The following is a 15,623-nucleotide window of genomic DNA, read 5'->3' as shown; positions in this document are numbered from 1 at the left end:
CGTCTCAGGCTCCGGGTCCGGTGTCGGTCCTCGTCGCGGCGGAGGAACCGGTGCCGGAGCCCGGGCCGGGGCGGAAGCCCGGGCCGGAGCCGGTGCCGCCGCCCGGGCCTGTGCCGGGGCCATCGCCCGGGCCAGGGCCCGTGCCGGTGTCAGGGCCCCGCCCCGCGTCCCGGCGGCCGCGCTGCACCACCAGCAGCCCCAGGCCCACCGCCAGCCACACCGCGCCCACCACCTGCGCCGTCCAGGAGGCCTCCACGATCACCGCGACCGTCACCGCCGCGCCCAGCACCGGGGCCACCAGGTGCTTCCACCAGACGGGCCGGCCCTCCGCGCGCCGCACCACGAACCAGCCCACCACCGAGGCGTGCAGCAGCGTGAAGGCCACCAGCGCCCCGACGTCGACGACCGACACCAGGTGGTCGAGCCCGTCGTCGCGCCGCGCCGCCCACACCGCCGCCACCAGCGTCACCGTGGCCGCCACCAGCAGCGCCGGCCGCGGCGTACCGTCCGAGGTCCGCGCGAGCAGGCGCGGCAGCCGCCGCTCCCGGGCCATCGCGAAGAGCAGCCGCCCGGCCGCCGCCTGCCCGGCCAGCGCTGCGAACGCCGCCCCGATCGCCTTGGAGATCGCCACCAGGTCGTGCAGCCAGAAGCCCACCGAGGCCTCCACCGCGTTGTAGAAGGCCGGCCCCTGCTGCACCGGATCCGCCGCCAGCTCCGCCGACGTGACCGGGCTGAGCAGCGCCGCGAGGTAGGTCTGGGCGATGAACAGCACCCCGGTCACGCCCAGGCAGAACAGCACCGCCCGGGCCACCTTCGCCGAGCCGCCCGTCACCTCCTCGGCGAAGGAGGCGATCGCGTCGAAGCCCAGGTACGAGAGCACCGCCACCGACACCGCGCCCAGGACCGCGGCCGTCGAGAAGCCCAGCGAGCCGTCGCCGGTCAGCGGGGACAGCCAGCCGCGCTGGGCCCCGTCCCGCACCAGCACGGTCACCGCGGCGACCACGAAGACCAGCAGCACCACGATCTCCATGGCCAGCACCGCGAAGCCCACGCGGGCGGCCGCCCGTACGCCCCACAGGTTCAGCAGGGTCGTGACCACCACGGCGAGGGCGGTCCACACCCACCGCGAGACCTCCGGCACCAGGGCGTTCATCGCGATCCCCGAGAACAGGTACGCGACCGCCGGGATCAGCAGGTAGTCGAGCATCGCCATCCACCCGGCGATCAGGCCCGGCCCCTCGCCGAGCCCCTTGCGGGCGTAGGTGAAGACCGAGCCGGCCTGCGGCGCGACCCGCACCATCTGGGCGTACGAGAAGGCGGTGAAGGCCATGGCGACCGTCGCGACGAGGTACACCAGGGCGACCGCGCCGTGCGATGTGGCGTCCAGGGTGCCGAAGACCCCCACCGGGGCCATCGGCGCGATGAAGAGCAGCCCGTAGACCACCAGGTCCCGGAAGCCGAGGCTCCGCCGCAGTCCGGCGTGTTCCGTACGGGGCTCCGTAACGGACGCCATCGTTCCTCCGGGGGATAGGCGGTACGGACATTCGCCCCAGTCTCTGCCGAACGGGCGACGCCCGGCCTCCTGGAGACCCCCGTACGATGGAGCCCATGACTGCTCCCGCTTCCCGCCGTGTCCTGCTCGCCGCCCCTCGCGGCTACTGCGCGGGCGTGGACCGAGCCGTGATCGCTGTCGAGAAGGCTCTCGAGCAGTACGGTGCGCCGGTCTACGTCCGCCACGAGATCGTGCACAACAAGTACGTCGTCCAGACGCTGGAGAAGAAGGGCGCCATCTTCGTCGAGCGGACGGAGGAGGTCCCCGAGGGCTCCATCGTGATGTTCTCGGCGCACGGCGTGGCGCCGGTGGTGCACGAGGAGGCGGCCCGCGGCAAGCTCGCGACGATCGACGCGACCTGCCCGCTGGTCACCAAGGTGCACAAGGAAGCCATCCGGTACGCCAACGAGGACTTCGACATCCTCCTCATCGGCCATGAGGGCCACGAGGAGGTCATCGGCACCTCCGGCGAGGCCCCGGAGCACATCACGATCGTGGACGGCCCGGACGACGTCGCCAAGGTCGAGGTGCGCGACGAGTCCAAGGTCGTCTGGCTCTCGCAGACCACCCTTTCGGTCGACGAGACCATGGAGACGGTCGACGCGCTGAAGCAGAAGTTCCCGCTCCTCGTCTCCCCGCCCAGCGACGACATCTGCTACGCCACCTCCAACCGGCAGGCCGCGGTCAAGGTCATGGGCGCCGACTCGGACCTGGTCATCGTCGTCGGCTCGAAGAACTCCTCGAACTCGATCCGGCTGGTCGAGGTCGCGCTCGACGCGGGCGCCCGCGCCGCCCACCTGGTCGACTTCGCGAGCGAGATCGACGAGGCCTGGCTGGAGGGCGTCACCACGGTCGGCCTGACCTCGGGCGCCTCGGTGCCGGAGGTCCTCGTCGACCAGGTGCTCGAATGGCTGTCGGAGCGCGGCTACGCGGACGTCGAGATCGTCAAGACCGCGGAGGAGTCCATCGTCTTCTCCCTCCCGAAGGAACTGCGCCGCGACCTGCGCGCCGAAGCGGCCGAACTGGTCGCCGACAAGTAACTCCTTTCGTACGGTATGTCCATGCAGATCATGGGTGTGGACATCGGCGGTTCCGGGATCAAAGGCGCTCCCGTCGACTTGGACCGCGGCGAGCTGGCGCAGGAGCGCCACAAGGTACTGACACCGCAGCCGGCCACCCCCGACGGGGTGGCCGGCTGCGTCGCGGAGGTGGTCCGGGCCTTCTCCTGGTCGGGCCCGGTCGGGGTCACCTTCCCGGGGGTGGTCACGACCGGAGTCACCCGTTCGGCCGCCAACATGGACAAGGGCTGGATCGGCGCCGACGCGGCGGCCCTGCTCTCGCGCGAGCTGGGCGGCCTGCCGGTCACGGTCCTCAACGACGCGGACGCGGCGGGGGTCGCGGAGATGACGTACGGGGCCGGGCGCGGGCACGACGGCACGGTCATCCTGCTCACCCTGGGCACGGGCATCGGGAGCGCCGTGTTCACGGACGGGCGGCTGGTGCCGAACACGGAGCTCGGCCACCTGGAGCTGAAGGGCCACGACGCGGAGACGCGGGCGTCGGTGAAGGCCAAGGAGGACGCGGACCTCACCTGGCCGCACTGGGCGCACCGGGTCCAGAAGTACCTGGCCCACGTGGAGATGCTCTTCTCCCCGGACCTCTTCATCATCGGCGGCGGCGTCAGCCGCAAGCCGGAGAAGTTCCTGCCGCTGATCGAGGGCATCCGGGCCGAGATCGTTCCGGCGAAGCTCCAGAACAACGCGGGCATCGTGGGAGCGGCGATGGCGGCACGGGGCTCGGCTCCGGCCTAGGGCGGGGGCGGGGCGGGCCCTGGGGTGGGCCCTGGGGTGGGCCCTGGGGCGGGCCCTGGGGTGGGCCCTGGGGCCGGCTCAGCCCTGGGCGACGCGCCGGGGCATGCGCCGCCTGCCGATGAGCACGGCCTTGCGCACGACGGCGATCAGGGCGGCGACCAGGGTCCCCGCGTACAGCCAGCCCGCGTGCAGGGACAGGGCGGACACCAGCCCCATCAGCTGCCCGCCGAAGCCGCCGGAGCCGCCCGAGATGGGCCACACTCCGGCGGCGAAGGCGATCGGCACGGTGATCGGGGCCGTGATCAGGTCGGCGGGGCGCACCCACAGGGCGGTGGCGGCCGCGACGGGCAGGAAGAGCAGCCCGTAGACGAAGAGCGAGGAACCGAACAGCAGCCAGCAGATCCCGCCGGCCAGCAGCATCCCGGCGCAGGCGAAGAGCCCGCCGCCGAGCCCGGTCAGCCGCGGCCGGGGCGTCCGCCGCCGGTACGGGGGCTGCGGGCCGCCGCCCTGCGCGGGCAGGGCCGCGGGGCGCGGGCCGCGGCGCTGGGCCGGGGGTCGCTGCGGGTGAGGTGCCGGTCGCGTCCTGTATTGCTCCACGGCTCCACGCTAGGCGGGGCGAGCGCGGTATCCGTGTGGGGACACGCGTACAACGACTGCCGCTCATCGGAAAGTAAACTGTCCGGTGGCCCACTCCCGGGCCGCCGCCCCCTCCAGCTACGGGAAGTCGCCAACGTGTCGCTCACGATCGGAATCGTCGGCCTGCCGAATGTCGGCAAGTCGACCCTGTTCAACGCCCTGACCAAGAACGACGTGCTGGCGGCCAACTACCCGTTCGCCACCATCGAGCCGAACGTCGGCGTCGTCGGCGTCCCGGACCCGCGCCTGGCCGTCCTCGCGGGCATCTTCGGCTCGGCGAAGGTCCTCCCCGCCACGGTCGACTTCGTCGACATCGCGGGCATCGTCCGCGGCGCCTCGGAGGGTGAGGGCCTGGGCAACAAGTTCCTGGCGAACATCCGCGAGTCGGACGCGATCTGCCAGGTCATCCGTGCCTTCAAGGACGAGAACGTCGTACACGTCGACGGCAAGGTCTCGCCGAAGGACGACATCGAGACGATCAACACCGAGCTGATCCTCGCCGACCTCCAGTCCATCGAGAAGGCGGTGCCGCGCCTGACGAAGGAGTCCCGCCTCCAGAAGGACAAGGTCGCGGTCCTGGCGGCGGTCGAGAAGGCCCAGAAGATCCTCGAAGCGGGCGACACCCTCTTCTCCCACGGCATTACGAAGGGCACGGAGCAGGGCGACCTCCTCCACGAGCTCCACCTGCTCACCACGAAGCCCTTCCTCTACGTCTTCAACGTCGACGAGGACGAGCTGACGGACGACGCCTTCAAGGCCGAGCAGTCGGCCCTGGTCGCCCCGGCCGAGGCCATCTTCCTCAACGCCAAGCTGGAGCAGGACCTCTCCGAGCTGGACGACGAGGAGGCCCTCGAGCTCCTCCAGTCCGTCGGCCAGGACGAGCCCGGCCTGGCCACCCTCGGCCGCGTCGGCTTCGCCACCCTGGGCCTGCAGACCTACCTGACGGCCGGCCCGAAGGAAACCCGCGCCTGGACCATCAAGCAGGGCGCCACCGCCCCCGAGGCCGCCGGCGTCATCCACACGGACTTCCAGCGCGGCTTCATCAAGGCCGAGGTCATCTCCTTCGCGGACCTGGTCGAATGCGGCTCGGTCACCGAGGCCCGCGCGAAGGGCAAGGCCCGCATGGAGGGCAAGGACTACGTCATGCAGGACGGCGACGTGGTGGAGTTCCGCTTCAACGTCTAATACGTCCGGCGAAAGGCCGTCTGACCTGCGACGGAGCGGGTTGGGCGGCCTTTGCTGTCCGCACAGAATCCGCAGCGTGCTGGATGAGTCCGCAGCCGGGGGAGCGGCTACGCCGCTTCGTTAGCTGGCGCTTCGCCGTCCCGCAGGGCGGTCCGCGTACGCTTTGTCGACAGCAGCCCGGGTCCGCTCCTCGGAGTCGGGCCACAGGTGGGTGTAGATGTTCAGCGTCATGGCCGCATTGGTGTGGCCGAGGTGCTCGGAGACGGTCTTCACCGACTCGCCGTGCTTGATCAGCAGGCTGGCGTAGTGGTGCCGGAGGGCGTGGGGGCCAGTGCCCTTGGCTGTGCCGGCCTTCGCGCAGGCAGGCCGCCAGGACCCGTCCATGAAGTGTGTGTAGACCACGGGTCCGCCTTGCGGCGCCGTGAAGATCCAGCTTTCGGGCCCATCGGCGGGGAAGTCCCGCAGGTGGGCCCTCATCGCATCCACCGCCACGCGGGGGAGTGGAACCGTTCGGTGCGAGCGGGCGGTCTTCGGCGGCCCGACGTACACGCCGTGCTTGGCCGTCTGCCGGATCTGCTGCTCTACCGAGACGGTCGCCTGCAGCAGGCCTGGCTCGCGCCGCTTGTGCGCAGATGGTCGCCGATGAGGTTCAGGCCGAGGAGGACAACCCTGGTGGCGCGCGCATCCTCGCCGACATCCGCCGCATCTTCTTCGCCCAGCGCGAGCCGGAGAGCCTGACCACCGACGAGATCCTCAGCGCCCTGCGCGGTGACGTCGAAGGCCCCTGGGCGGATTGGGGACGCAGCGGCCTGACGGCCCGCGAACTCGGTTCCCTGCTGCGCGAGTACGGCATCAGCTCGGGCAACGTCCTCCTCGCGGACAAGACCCAGCGCAAGGGCTACACCCGCAACAAGTTCCTCGATGCCTGGCGTCGGTACTGCCCTCGTGTCCACCCCGTCGACGCCAACCCTGCCTCCATCGAGGGCTGAGACCTTGCCCACCCCGGTTGCTGTCCGTGCCGTCCCTGCCGTCGCACCGCAGGTCAGAGGCGTGTAGCCGAGACGGCAACTGGGGCTAAGACGGGACTCGATCAAGACTGCCCGAGCCGCACCACTGATGTGCCGCTAATGCACGACCACGAAGCCACCTCCCGCATGCTCCGCGCCCGCACCGCCCGCTCCCTCGTCGGCAGCGACGACATCGACGTCGTACGGCAGATCACCGCGGCCTTCAGCGCCGCCGACGAACGCCTCGGCGGCGGCCACGGCCTGACCACCGTCACCGCCTACCTCGCCGACACCGCAGCCCCCATGCTGCGCGGACGCTTCCCCTCCGAACCCCTACGCCAAGCCGCCTTCGGCGCCGTTGCCGAACTCGCCTACCTCGCCGGGTGGAAACACCACGACCTCGGCCACGAGGGCGCCGCCCAGCGCTACTACCAGGTCGGCTACCAGCTCGCCTGCGAGGCCGACCCCCACGGCCACGCTGCCTGGATGATGCGCGCCCTCGCCCACCAGGCCCTCAGCCGCAAGCAACCCCACCACTGCGTCGACCTCGTCGAAGGCGCCCTCACCCGCGGCCTCGGCCACGTCGACGGCCAGACCGAAGCCCTCCTCCACATCACCCACGCCCGCGCCTACGCAGCCGTCGGCGAGAACCCCTCAGCGGCACGCGCCCTCCTCGCCGCCGAAGATGCCCTCCTACGCGAGGACGGGCCCCAGCCCAGCTTCTCCCGCGTCAGCGGCCCCGCAGCCGGCACCGTGGCCAGCCACACCGCCCGCACGCTCACCGATCTCGCCGACCACATCGGCACGGAACAGCAGCACCGCGACGCACTCACCCGCTGGGACCCGCAGAAGTACAAACGCGTCCACGCCCTCACACACGCCGACTTGGGCGACAGCCTCGCCGCCCAGGCCAGGCCCGTGCCGATGAAGCGGTCGCCGCCTGGACCCAGGCTCTGGCCCTCATGGAGGGCATGACCTCCGACCGCACCCGCCAGGCAATCTCCTCGATCCGCTTCACCCTCGCGGTCTACCAGCGCCGCCGCGTCCCCGGCGCCGCCGATCTCGCCCGCCGCGCCCGCGAGGCCCTCGCCTAACATGCCCAACAACCCGCTCGACGAAGGGAACCCCGTGGCTCAGCAGACCGACGACCGCTCCCAAGCCTTCAAGCCGGCGCTCGACTCGATGACGCTGCTGGTCGCGGCCGTCATCGTCCACGACGGGGCCACCAACCGCGTGGTCCTCCTCCAGCGCAGCGAGAACGCCAAGTTCGCCCAGGGCATGTGGGACCTCCCCGTCGGCAAGAGCGAACCGGGCGAACCCATCACCGCAACCGCGGTTCGCGAGCTCTACGAGGAGACGGGCCTCACCGTGAAGCCCGAGTCGCTCAAAGTCGCCCACATCATCCACGGCGCCTGGGGTGTCGAGGCCCCCAACGGCTTCCTCACGGTCGTCTTCGCCACCCACGAATGGACGGGCGAACCCGAGAACCGCGAACCCCGAAAGCACTCCCAGGTGCGCTGGGTCGACGCCAATGCGATCCCCAAAGCCTTCGTCGACACCACCGCCAGCGCGCTCCACCACTACCTGACCAGTGGCGCCGAGGTGTCCCTGGATGGCTGGTCAACCGCATGAGCATCACGTTGCTCTATTGGATTCCGTTGGCCAGGCTCGGCGTCAGAGGGACCAGTAGGCGCATGGGCAGTGTCTCGCCCGCAGGGGGACTGGGCTCAGATCATGTCGCCCCTATCACGGATGAGCTTGGTGATTGAGACCACCCTCGGGCGGCCGACATTACTTACTCCAAATCCGAGCCCATACCGATAGATCTCAGGGATCCAGTATTGGTCGTTCTCCCTGAAGAGGACACCGTTTGCCTCGAGTAGGCGAGCCTGCGCGGAATCCAGCTCCACGGACTCGAGCGTGAAGGGCACCTTGCGGATCTCCTCTGGCAATGCCCGCAGATGCCTGAAGACGGTTCCGACTGGTACGTTTTCCAGCTCCATCGCGGAGATCTTCTCGCTGCTTGACTGAGGCAGCGCCCTGCGCATCGCAGAAGGAGTCAGTAGGCGATCTGACCATCGTCCAGCTTTTTCGTCACCTGCTGAGTCGCTAGCGGCCTCGGCCAGGAAGTAGACGATGTCTCGTGCTTGAGTCTGCAGATTGAAATCGGAAAGGGCAGCGAGGAACCACTCTTCGGACCGTGCCTCTCGAGAGCGATCCGACCCAAGTTTCTGGCCCCACACCTGGACGAGAAGCCGAGAGAGTGTTTTGGTTCCAGCTGAGCGGATGCTGACAGATTCGTCTCGGGTAAGGACTCTGGCCCGTTCGCCGACCCAGGCCACCAGGCGAAGCGCTTCGGTGCGGTTCCAGCGGAGCTCATAGGCGCGATGCCGTTCAAGAAACTGCTGGGCGTTTTGCGTCACGGAGTTCAAGACGAGGTCGCGCCGTACGAACACCACCAGGCCCAGTGGGCGCCCGCGAAGTGAGCGAAGCCATTCGGGGCAGCCGGTGAGCAGCGCCCTCAGTGCGCGCTGCTGTTGGAGGTTGCTGCTGAAGTCCTGGAACAGGTCTTCGAGCCCGTCGATCACGAAGATCGCTCGCTTGTTTCGTGCGAGGTCCGTGAGTGCCGACTCTGCGGTCTCGGGCGTGGCACTCAGGCCGGCTGCTCGTGCCAAACACGTCAACCAGACCCGGCGCCATCCCACCTCATTCATGTCCGTGTCGAGTGCATCGGTGACGAGATCGCGGAGTGACAAGAAACTTGCAGGTTCGCCTTCGGTCAGATCATTTGCGGAAGCCTTCTGTACTTCTTCAACTTCAGCGCGTAGTTCATCGGCGAGATTCTGTGAAGCCATAACGGGCACTAGCGGGGCGCGCAGTTCAACGCCTTCCACTCCGGCGGCCCTGGCGAAGGCGTCCCAGGTTCCTTGTCGGCACATGCGGAGATACGTGAAGGTCTTTCCAGACCCCTTGGCCCCAACAATGATTTCGACTGGTGCCTCGGTTCTGTGGGTCGAAACCAGGTTCACGAGAGCTTCGGTCGGTAGGAAGTCTTCCTGGACCTGCGTCGTCTCGGCATACGTAAGACTCCGGGCCAGCTTCGCCAGAGCCTCGCGGGTGCCTTGAGGGTCGTCGCGAAGGCCCGGCAGGGCTGATTCCGATTCGGTCAGCTCGAGGGGGCTAAGGGCGTCTGCGAGTCCGGATACCACGGATCGCAGCGTGGTTCGCTCGATTCTCTCGCAGACGTCGGCCCAGCCTCGGGGAAGCGCAAGCAAAGGAGAAAGAAATGGGCTGCTGAGGGGCTCGGATGCCACATCACGGTCGACCGTGGTTGCATCACCACCCTCTCCAGACTCGTCGGTTGGCGAAGTGATGGTTCGGGCGACTGCCTCCATCAGCGTTGCCGCCGCTTCTGACAACTCTGTGCTGTGTTCCTTTTCTTGAAACTGAGTGAGCAGCACAGCGCAAGCTGGATCGGTCGATCGGCGAGATGGGGCACGATGGGCCAAATGACGCAGCAGATTCGTTGTGCCCTGGACTGACTGGTCGCTGATGGTGGTTACAAATACCCGGTGCACTCGAGGGTCGAGAAGGATTGGCGCGCTGAGCTCGCTGGTGCCAGCCCTCAGGTCGATCAGCACAGTGTCTGCCCCTACAGAGTGGGCAAGTTCCGCCAGTGCTTCGGTCAGGATGTACGGCGGCCTGCTGTGCGTGAGCAGGTCCACCGGCTGGATTCGGGGAGGCCCGACCCGCGCGGTGTCCCGGGTGGTGGGCAGGACGATGACGCCGTCCTGTTCTTGGTTGAGCAGGAACTTTCGGGCCATTGCGATAGCTCGGCCGCGGTCGCTGCCTGCAGAACCGTGCAGCAGCGCGAGGAAGTCGTCCAGCGCGAAATCTAGTCGGCTTCCCTGGGCGGCGACCATCCAGCTGATGCCTGGCGCTTCAAGGTCAGCATCGACCAAGAGCACGCGCCGACCTCCCCCTACGGCTTCGGCGCCCCGCTCAGCCAGCTCACGGGCCAGTGCGACGCAGTGCAGCGTGCGACCTACTCCACCCGTGAAGGAGTGGAAGGCGCAGATACGTACACCGTTTGGGAACGACTCGGAATCTGGTGCGGGTAGGCCCTCCGCTAGTTGCCGGACGACACGCCGCTCGCTCCAGCGGGGCTGCCTGGTCACCTCGGTGAGTTCTGTCGCTGAGCGAAGGTGGACCTCAAGGGCGTCCTCGTGGCGATCACTCTCAAGGGATTCCAGGAGAATCGCTTGGCGCCCGGGGTCTACAGTCAGGGGGCCGAGCCGACTGGCAAGCCAGGCCCACACAGCTTCGGGGTCTGTGCCCTCGGCTACGGTGAACTCGACACTGTCCCAATAGGCATCGACCTCGAGCAGCCAGGGCTCCCACTCGCCCCGTGATGCGAGCTTGGCGAAATGCTCGTCGACATCCACCCACGTGTAGAGGTGGCTCGGAGCCGGAAGGCTCTCCTTGACGGTCACCGCTTGTGCTCCCTTCGACACCATTCGCTGAGACTGCTCAACGCGGCATCCGCAGCTTTCTCGTCATCCCCATGCAGCGCGGCGCCATAGCGCCAAGCCTCGTGGAGCTGATGCTGTTCCACTCTGTTCCGTTCGTCGTGTCGACGACGGCAGCCAGCCAACTGGCCTATTGTCTCGGCGCTGAGGTTGAGCGCCTTGGCGAGGGCCCTCAGATCGTGTGTCCGCAGCTCAGGGGGCAGGTCCGCAGTGCTCTGGGCATTCGTTCCGTTCTTGCCGAGGATCGCCGCCTTCAGACCGCATTCCACGCTGTAGAACTGCAGTAGGCGCGCTGCGGAGTCATCTTGTCCGGCGGCACTGTTGCGGAGCCCTGCGTAGCTCCGGACCAGGTCCCCCACCCCTACCTCTACTCCCATGCGAGCAGCTTAGGGCGCGGAAGGAGCTACCGGAGCCGGCCCGTCGGATTGCGTCGCAGCGAACTGAGACTGCTGCTATCCCGACCAAAGGGGGATGCGTCGCTATCCGACGCCGTCTCCGAGGAGGAGCTCGTATGGCGGTGTTCGTCGTCCGGAACGGACGGTACGTAGTTCGGGGCCGTTCGTGCCGAGACGGTCAACAGTCGGGCAGCAGCTTCCTCTTCGGAGGTGGGGGCGAGCCCGAGGGCGTACAGGAGTCGGTCGCGCTCGGCGTCGAAGTCGGGGTCGTCGGCGCGGAGCTCCGATCGCAGCTCGCTGATCGCGAGCCGTTCGCCACGTCGCGCCAGAAGGGCAGCACGACGATGAGCGTCACGGCCTCGACGAGGTCAGCGCCGATCAGAGTGGCGCGGCCCTCGGAGTCGGCGTACAGCACGGGCCTTTCCTCGGCCCCAGGTTCCCCCCACAGGTAGTACGTGTCGCCGGCGCCGCAGCCAGCTATCGGGTGCAGCGGTGCTCCCGTGAAAAGGACCAGGTCGTCTATGGGGTCCCGGCGGTCGATGTCGAAGTCGCCGGGACAGACGAGCGAGGCGGCCAGAGATGGGTTCTGCTCGATCCGGCGGAGCAGAGCGTCTGATGCGGTCATGGGCGGAACGTAACAGCGTCGTCGGACAGAGGGTTCCGCCGAGTGGTGGCGCGAAGCCGGAGGGTGCTGTCAGTGGGCCGTGGCAGTGTGCGGCCATGAGCTATGACCTGGCGGTGTGGGAAGGCGACAGACCTCGCGACGATGTGATCGCGGGCAAGGTCTGCACCCAGCTGTACGACCGATACATCGACACGGCCGAAGAGTTTCCGCCGTCCCCACGTATCGCCGAGTACGTCGCCCGGCTGCTGGCGAGATGGGTGGACCTCACGGAGGACGAGGAGGACACGTCTCCATGGTCGACGGGGCCGTTGATCGGCGAGGCGTGCGGGCCGTTCATCTACTTCCCGATGCGCTACAGCATGGCCGAGGAGGCTTCGGCCTACGCTGCCGATCTCGCGGCATCGATGGGGCTCGTTTGCTACGACCCGCAGGCTCGGCTCCTGCGGCCGTGACCCTTCGGATCGAGGGCGGGTTCAGTCCGGCACGACCTCCCTGTGCGCGGGTAGCGTGATCGACATGTCCGAGGAATTGCCCGGCTTTCCCTACCACCCCGACCCCTTGGCGACCGGGGCGGTTGTTGCGTCCGGCACGACGTGCGTCTGCTGCGGGTGGGCGCGGGGGTACGTCTATACCGGCCCGGTGTACGCGGTCGAGGAACTTTCCCGCCTGCTGTGCCCATGGTGCATTGCGGACGGCAGCGCGGCTGCGAAGTACGACGCGCACTTCATCGGTGACCCGGTCGGGGACGATGTCCCGCTTGAGGTCGTGATGTCCGTCGACGCGCGTACGCCGGGTTTCTCGTCCTGGCAGGACCCGCGGTGGTTCTTTCACTGCGGTGATGGGGCGGCGTTCCTGGGGGTTGTCGGGGCCGCCGAGCTGGCCTCGTTCCCCGATGCCCTGGAGGCGCTGCGCAGCGAGGCCAGCGCGTGGGGGTGGTCTGCTGACGCAGTGGAGAGGCTTCTCGGTGCCTTGGACAAGGATGGCCAGCCCACCGGCTACCTCTTCATGTGCCGCACCTGCGGGCGGTACATGGCCTACTCGGACTTCACGTAGCCGCAGTCGGGCGGCTACGGCTGAGTCCAGCTGTTGGCGAAGTCGCAGTGGAGGTCGGTCAAGCGGCGCTGTTCGGCGGGGGTGAAGTAGGGGGAGCCCTGGAGGTGTGCGAGGGCCTGGACCTACCGGTCCCAGAGACCGTCTGGCTCCGTGAAGCGGTCCGCGTGGTGGGTGCCGAGGTGGGCGTCGAGGTGGAGGAGGGCGCCGAGGGCTGCGGGCTGGTCGTAGCGGAGGTCGGTGCGGGGGAGGTAGCGGTCGAGGTAGGCGGTGAGGATCTCGGCGTCTGCGTGGGTGCCGAAGCGGGCCAGGGCGAAGCAGTAGGCGCTGCCGGAGAAGCAGAACTCGCTGGCCAGGAGCAGGTCGCCGATGCGTTCACGGAACGTGGCGCGTCGGCCTACGCCGATCAGCCAGGCGGCGGTGAGGCGTGAGCGCCACTCGTAGCCGAGAAGGGCCTCCAGCTCGGCATCGGTGATCGTGGCCGAGTCGTCGATGAGGTGACGGGCGAAATATTCGGCGTGAGGCCACTCGGGCCGCAGGAATCGACCACTTTTCAGGACGAGGTAGCGCGCGTGGCCTGAGTCCTTCCTTGCCGCGTAGCGCTCGATCACGTAGCCGTAGTCGATCTCCTCGGGGTGCTGGAACGGCATCGGTCACCTCTCTGGGTACAGGTCGGTACGGTCGATCCAGGTGGGGGCGACGAAGATGTTGTCGCCGGCGGGGGCTTCGGAGGCTTCCAGCAGAGACCAGGTGCGGGACTCTTCGACCAGGTGCTCCCAGGGCGCGGTCCAGTTGAGTTCCCAGTCCAGGCTGGGGCCGGAGACGCCGTACGTGCGGCCGGCGTCCACCTGCCAGAACTGGGAGTAGAGGATCACCTGGGCGTGGTCGGCCAGGTCGTTGATGATCTCGGTGAAGTTGGCCGAGGGCCAGCCAGGGGCGTCGTCCGCAGCGATGGCGCGTAGGCGCACGGTGAGCGGCGGGACGACAGGGTTGCGGGCACCGAGTTCCGTCAGGGCCCAGCGGATGCCGTCCGGCTCGCTCCAGTCCGGTGGCGTCGCCCGTTCCAGGCAAGCGCGATAGGCGCGGCGCACTGGCTCGACCGCGCCCTCGCTCTTCAGGCTCGCCAGGGCCATCGCCGCCCATTCGCGGACGGTGGAGTCCTCGCTGCCCAGGAGGGCGATCAGAGCGGGGCCGCAGCGTGGGTCCGCCACCTCTTCGAAGACCTCGATAGCGGTCAGCTGCCCGAAGCCGCCGAGGGAGGGCAGTCCGTCGATGATGTCGGGGATGGCGTCGGAGCCGATGTCGATCAGTTCTGCGCGGGCATCGTACGACGGTCCGGTCGAGTCATCGAGCTGCTGGATGAGTCTCTCGATGTGGGTGGTCATGGATGCTCCCGGCGCCAGAAAGTGGGGAGCCACCAGCAGAGCACCGAGCGGTCGTCGGGCCACGGGGCGCGTTCGTCCGCGTCCCAGTCCTCGAAGGAGTCGCGCGTCAGGTCGATGGGGCGCCAGGCGGGGTCGATCGGCTCGTCCGCGGCCGGCGGGCGGACGTACTGGCGGCCATGCTGGTCGCAGGCGCCGAAGTCCTGGTAGTTCCGCTGCGCCTCGATCAGGGAGACCTTGTTCGCTCCGCCGTCCATGGTCGGCCAGCGGAACTGGACCCCGTCGTCCTCCCAGAAGCAGACGGGGCAGATCTCGTAGGAGCCGGGCATGGCGTCGAGCATGCGGTGCCCGCAGCAGGGACAGGGGTAGCGGTCGCTCACCTGCGCAGTCTCGTTGCAGGTCCGGCCGGTGCGCCATGGATTTCTCGGCCTCCGCAGGCCCGGCCAGTCCGCAGCCAGTCCGCGGGACGCTCGTAAACGGCCGTCGGGAGCCAACGCATGCCAACTGGGAAATCCCAGGTCAGGGCCCTGGAGGGGGCTCCGTCGCAGGTCAGGATCGGGCCGCAGACATTCCGCTTCAACGTGTAATCGCTTCATTACTGCATGTTGGATAGTTTCGTCAAGCGTGCAGTTCAGAAGGGGTCGGACTCTGGCGAGTCCGACCCCTTCTGCGTTCCCGTGCTGACTTGGTGCTGACTTCTCAGCCGCTTCGGGGCGGTGTGAGCTTGTCGAGATCCAGGCTGACCTCGAAGGGCACCGGGCGCTGGAGGGTGCCCCGGAAGATCCCGGCGGGCGCGTAGGCGCCGGTGGGTTCGTCGAGCTCGTAGACGTGGACTACGGGTGCGCCGTTCTCGTCCTCGATGCACCAGTAGTGCGGGATGCCGGCCTCCGCGTACTTGCGGAGCTTTACTGTGCGATCGCGATGGGCGGACTCGGGTGACACCGCCTCCACGACGAGCTTCACGTTCTCCGGGGCGTACCAGGTGCGGTCGGGGTCGTAGGGCAGGTCCGTCAGCAAGAGGTCCGGCTCGGGGCGGTTGCGGGCATCGAGGCGGATCGTCATCTCCCGCTCGACCTCGAATCCGGCCGGTGCCTGCGCCATGAGCGTGGTGGTCAGGGCGGTGACGAGGCGGCCATGCCAGGACCGCTGGGGCGACATCATGAAGACGAGGGCTCCGTCGATCAGCTCGGTGTGGCGGGGTGCCTCGGGGAGGCGGTCGAGGTCCTCCGCGAACCAGCCTTCCGCGCGCGGCGGGCGCATCCAGTCGGGCAGTGCGGTCATGGCTTCACGGTAGCGGGCCGCCGCTCAAGCCGGAGAGCCAATGAACCCGGTCCGGTGGTTTTCGGCAACTTGCCGCGCCATGACCGGCCACGCGCCTGGCATCCGGCCATGAGCGACTCATCGGTCCAGGTCGCTACGGCGGTCATCTCCGTGGCGGCTCTCGTCTACAA

16 protein-coding genes and 2 pseudogenes are annotated in these 15,623 nt (G+C 68.4%); 9 read left to right on the top strand and 9 right to left on the bottom strand.

From position 1 onward, the window contains the following. Window positions 1-4 precede the first annotated feature (4 nt). Entirely contained in the window at window positions 5-1,513 is a 1,509-nt protein-coding gene (locus tag ACFWP3_RS21480) for an APC family permease (protein WP_384223374.1), read from the bottom strand. Window positions 1,514-1,599: 86 nt separating this feature from the next. Between ACFWP3_RS21480 and ACFWP3_RS21475 the strand changes: the two genes are divergently transcribed. Together ACFWP3_RS21475 and ppgK are read left to right on the top strand one after the other, a co-directional pair. Next, a complete protein-coding gene (locus tag ACFWP3_RS21475) occupies window positions 1,600-2,592 on the top strand; it encodes a 4-hydroxy-3-methylbut-2-enyl diphosphate reductase (protein WP_384223371.1) in 993 nt (330 codons plus the stop codon). A 21-nt stretch (window positions 2,593-2,613) separates the two neighbouring features. Beyond that, window positions 2,614-3,363, top strand: coding sequence for a polyphosphate--glucose phosphotransferase (gene ppgK, locus ACFWP3_RS21470; RefSeq protein WP_384223368.1), 750 nt, complete (start codon window positions 2,614-2,616; stop codon window positions 3,361-3,363). 78 nt (window positions 3,364-3,441) lie between these two features. Here the strand turns inward: ppgK and ACFWP3_RS21465 are convergent, their stop codons facing one another. Then, the gene (locus ACFWP3_RS21465; RefSeq protein WP_384223365.1) at window positions 3,442-3,960 is read right to left on the bottom strand and encodes a DUF6542 domain-containing protein; all 519 of its coding nucleotides are present in this window, start codon (window positions 3,958-3,960) and stop codon (window positions 3,442-3,444) included. A 135-nt stretch (window positions 3,961-4,095) separates the two neighbouring features. On the opposite strand from ACFWP3_RS21465, the gene ychF reads away from it, so the two are divergent. Then, the gene (ychF, locus tag ACFWP3_RS21460; protein ID WP_384223362.1) at window positions 4,096-5,184 is read left to right on the top strand and encodes a redox-regulated ATPase YchF; all 1,089 of its coding nucleotides are present in this window, start codon (window positions 4,096-4,098) and stop codon (window positions 5,182-5,184) included. A 120-nt stretch (window positions 5,185-5,304) separates the two neighbouring features. On the opposite strand, the gene ACFWP3_RS21455 is transcribed toward ychF, so the two are convergent. After that, window positions 5,305-5,676, bottom strand: coding sequence for a tyrosine-type recombinase/integrase (locus ACFWP3_RS21455; protein WP_384223359.1), 372 nt, complete (start codon window positions 5,674-5,676; stop codon window positions 5,305-5,307). A 116-nt stretch (window positions 5,677-5,792) separates the two neighbouring features. Between ACFWP3_RS21455 and ACFWP3_RS21450 the strand changes: the two are divergent. The 3 genes and pseudogenes from ACFWP3_RS21450 to ACFWP3_RS21440 all read left to right on the top strand — a co-directional run. Continuing rightward, a pseudogene (locus ACFWP3_RS21450) lies at window positions 5,793-6,173 on the top strand (DUF3631 domain-containing protein); the annotation flags it as partial. Between the two features lie 129 nt (window positions 6,174-6,302). Beyond that, window positions 6,303-7,285 (top strand): annotated as a pseudogene (locus ACFWP3_RS21445) (tetratricopeptide repeat protein); the annotation flags it as partial. 1 nt (window position 7,286) lies between these two features. Further along, the gene (locus ACFWP3_RS21440) at window positions 7,287-7,823 is read left to right on the top strand and encodes an NUDIX domain-containing protein (RefSeq protein ID WP_384223356.1); all 537 of its coding nucleotides are present in this window, start codon (window positions 7,287-7,289) and stop codon (window positions 7,821-7,823) included. 95 nt (window positions 7,824-7,918) lie between these two features. On the opposite strand, the gene ACFWP3_RS21435 is transcribed toward ACFWP3_RS21440, so the two are convergent. Further along, entirely contained in the window at window positions 7,919-10,684 is a 2,766-nt protein-coding gene (locus ACFWP3_RS21435) for a ParA family protein (protein WP_384223354.1), read from the bottom strand. 101 nt (window positions 10,685-10,785) lie between these two features. Between ACFWP3_RS21435 and ACFWP3_RS21430 the strand changes: the two genes are divergently transcribed. After that, window positions 10,786-11,007 (top strand): hypothetical protein, encoded by a 222-nt coding sequence (locus ACFWP3_RS21430; protein ID WP_384223351.1) that lies wholly within the window; start codon window positions 10,786-10,788, stop codon window positions 11,005-11,007. A 286-nt stretch (window positions 11,008-11,293) separates the two neighbouring features. Here ACFWP3_RS21430 and ACFWP3_RS21425 read toward each other — a convergent pair whose 3' ends face one another. After that, window positions 11,294-11,740 carry a hypothetical protein gene (locus ACFWP3_RS21425; RefSeq protein ID WP_384223348.1) on the bottom strand — a complete coding sequence of 149 codons (447 nt, stop codon included), beginning with the start codon at window positions 11,738-11,740 and terminating at the stop codon, window positions 11,294-11,296. A 95-nt stretch (window positions 11,741-11,835) separates the two neighbouring features. Between ACFWP3_RS21425 and ACFWP3_RS21420 the strand changes: the two genes are divergently transcribed. Continuing rightward, window positions 11,836-12,192: a hypothetical protein gene (locus ACFWP3_RS21420; protein WP_384223345.1), complete on the top strand. Its 357-nt coding sequence runs from the start codon at window positions 11,836-11,838 to the stop codon at window positions 12,190-12,192. A 64-nt stretch (window positions 12,193-12,256) separates the two neighbouring features. After that, entirely contained in the window at window positions 12,257-12,793 is a 537-nt protein-coding gene (locus ACFWP3_RS21415; RefSeq protein WP_384223342.1) for a CbrC family protein, read from the top strand. Window positions 12,794-12,915: 122 nt separating this feature from the next. Here ACFWP3_RS21415 and ACFWP3_RS21410 read toward each other — a convergent pair whose 3' ends face one another. From ACFWP3_RS21410 to ACFWP3_RS21395, 4 genes are all read right to left on the bottom strand, one after another. Further along, a complete protein-coding gene (locus ACFWP3_RS21410; protein ID WP_384223339.1) occupies window positions 12,916-13,440 on the bottom strand; it encodes a DUF6000 family protein in 525 nt (174 codons plus the stop codon). Between the two features lie 3 nt (window positions 13,441-13,443). Continuing rightward, window positions 13,444-14,175, bottom strand: coding sequence for a HEAT repeat domain-containing protein (locus ACFWP3_RS21405; RefSeq protein WP_384223336.1), 732 nt, complete (start codon window positions 14,173-14,175; stop codon window positions 13,444-13,446). Next, complete coding sequence (locus ACFWP3_RS21400; RefSeq protein WP_384223333.1) at window positions 14,172-14,552, bottom strand: CPCC family cysteine-rich protein; 381 nt, start codon at window positions 14,550-14,552, stop codon at window positions 14,172-14,174. The genes ACFWP3_RS21405 and ACFWP3_RS21400 overlap by 4 nt, the downstream gene beginning before the upstream one ends. A 319-nt stretch (window positions 14,553-14,871) precedes the next feature. Beyond that, window positions 14,872-15,453 (bottom strand): Uma2 family endonuclease, encoded by a 582-nt coding sequence (locus ACFWP3_RS21395; RefSeq protein ID WP_384223330.1) that lies wholly within the window; start codon window positions 15,451-15,453, stop codon window positions 14,872-14,874. Between the last annotated feature and the right edge of the window lie 170 nt (window positions 15,454-15,623).

Source organism: Streptomyces sp. NPDC058525 (assembly GCF_042719495.1).
Taxonomy (GTDB): Bacteria; Actinomycetota; Actinomycetes; order Streptomycetales; family Streptomycetaceae; genus Streptomyces.
This window is presented reverse-complemented; position numbering and strand designations above follow the sequence as displayed.

Coding starts and splice junctions, on each gene's coding strand:
- ACFWP3_RS21410 (WP_384223339.1), bottom strand. CDS start 13,440: ATGCCGTTCCAGCACCCCGAGGAGATCGACTACGGCTACGTGATCGAG.
- ACFWP3_RS21415 (WP_384223342.1), top strand. CDS start 12,257: ATGTCCGAGGAATTGCCCGGCTTTCCCTACCACCCCGACCCCTTGGCG.
- ppgK (WP_384223368.1), top strand. CDS start 2,614: ATGCAGATCATGGGTGTGGACATCGGCGGTTCCGGGATCAAAGGCGCT.
- ACFWP3_RS21475 (WP_384223371.1), top strand. CDS start 1,600: ATGGAGCCCATGACTGCTCCCGCTTCCCGCCGTGTCCTGCTCGCCGCC.
- ACFWP3_RS21420 (WP_384223345.1), top strand. CDS start 11,836: ATGAGCTATGACCTGGCGGTGTGGGAAGGCGACAGACCTCGCGACGAT.
- ACFWP3_RS21440 (WP_384223356.1), top strand. CDS start 7,287: ATGCCCAACAACCCGCTCGACGAAGGGAACCCCGTGGCTCAGCAGACC.
- ACFWP3_RS21405 (WP_384223336.1), bottom strand. CDS start 14,175: ATGACCACCCACATCGAGAGACTCATCCAGCAGCTCGATGACTCGACC.
- ACFWP3_RS21480 (WP_384223374.1), bottom strand. CDS start 1,513: ATGGCGTCCGTTACGGAGCCCCGTACGGAACACGCCGGACTGCGGCGG.
- ACFWP3_RS21425 (WP_384223348.1), bottom strand. CDS start 11,740: ATGACCGCATCAGACGCTCTGCTCCGCCGGATCGAGCAGAACCCATCT.
- ACFWP3_RS21395 (WP_384223330.1), bottom strand. CDS start 15,453: ATGACCGCACTGCCCGACTGGATGCGCCCGCCGCGCGCGGAAGGCTGG.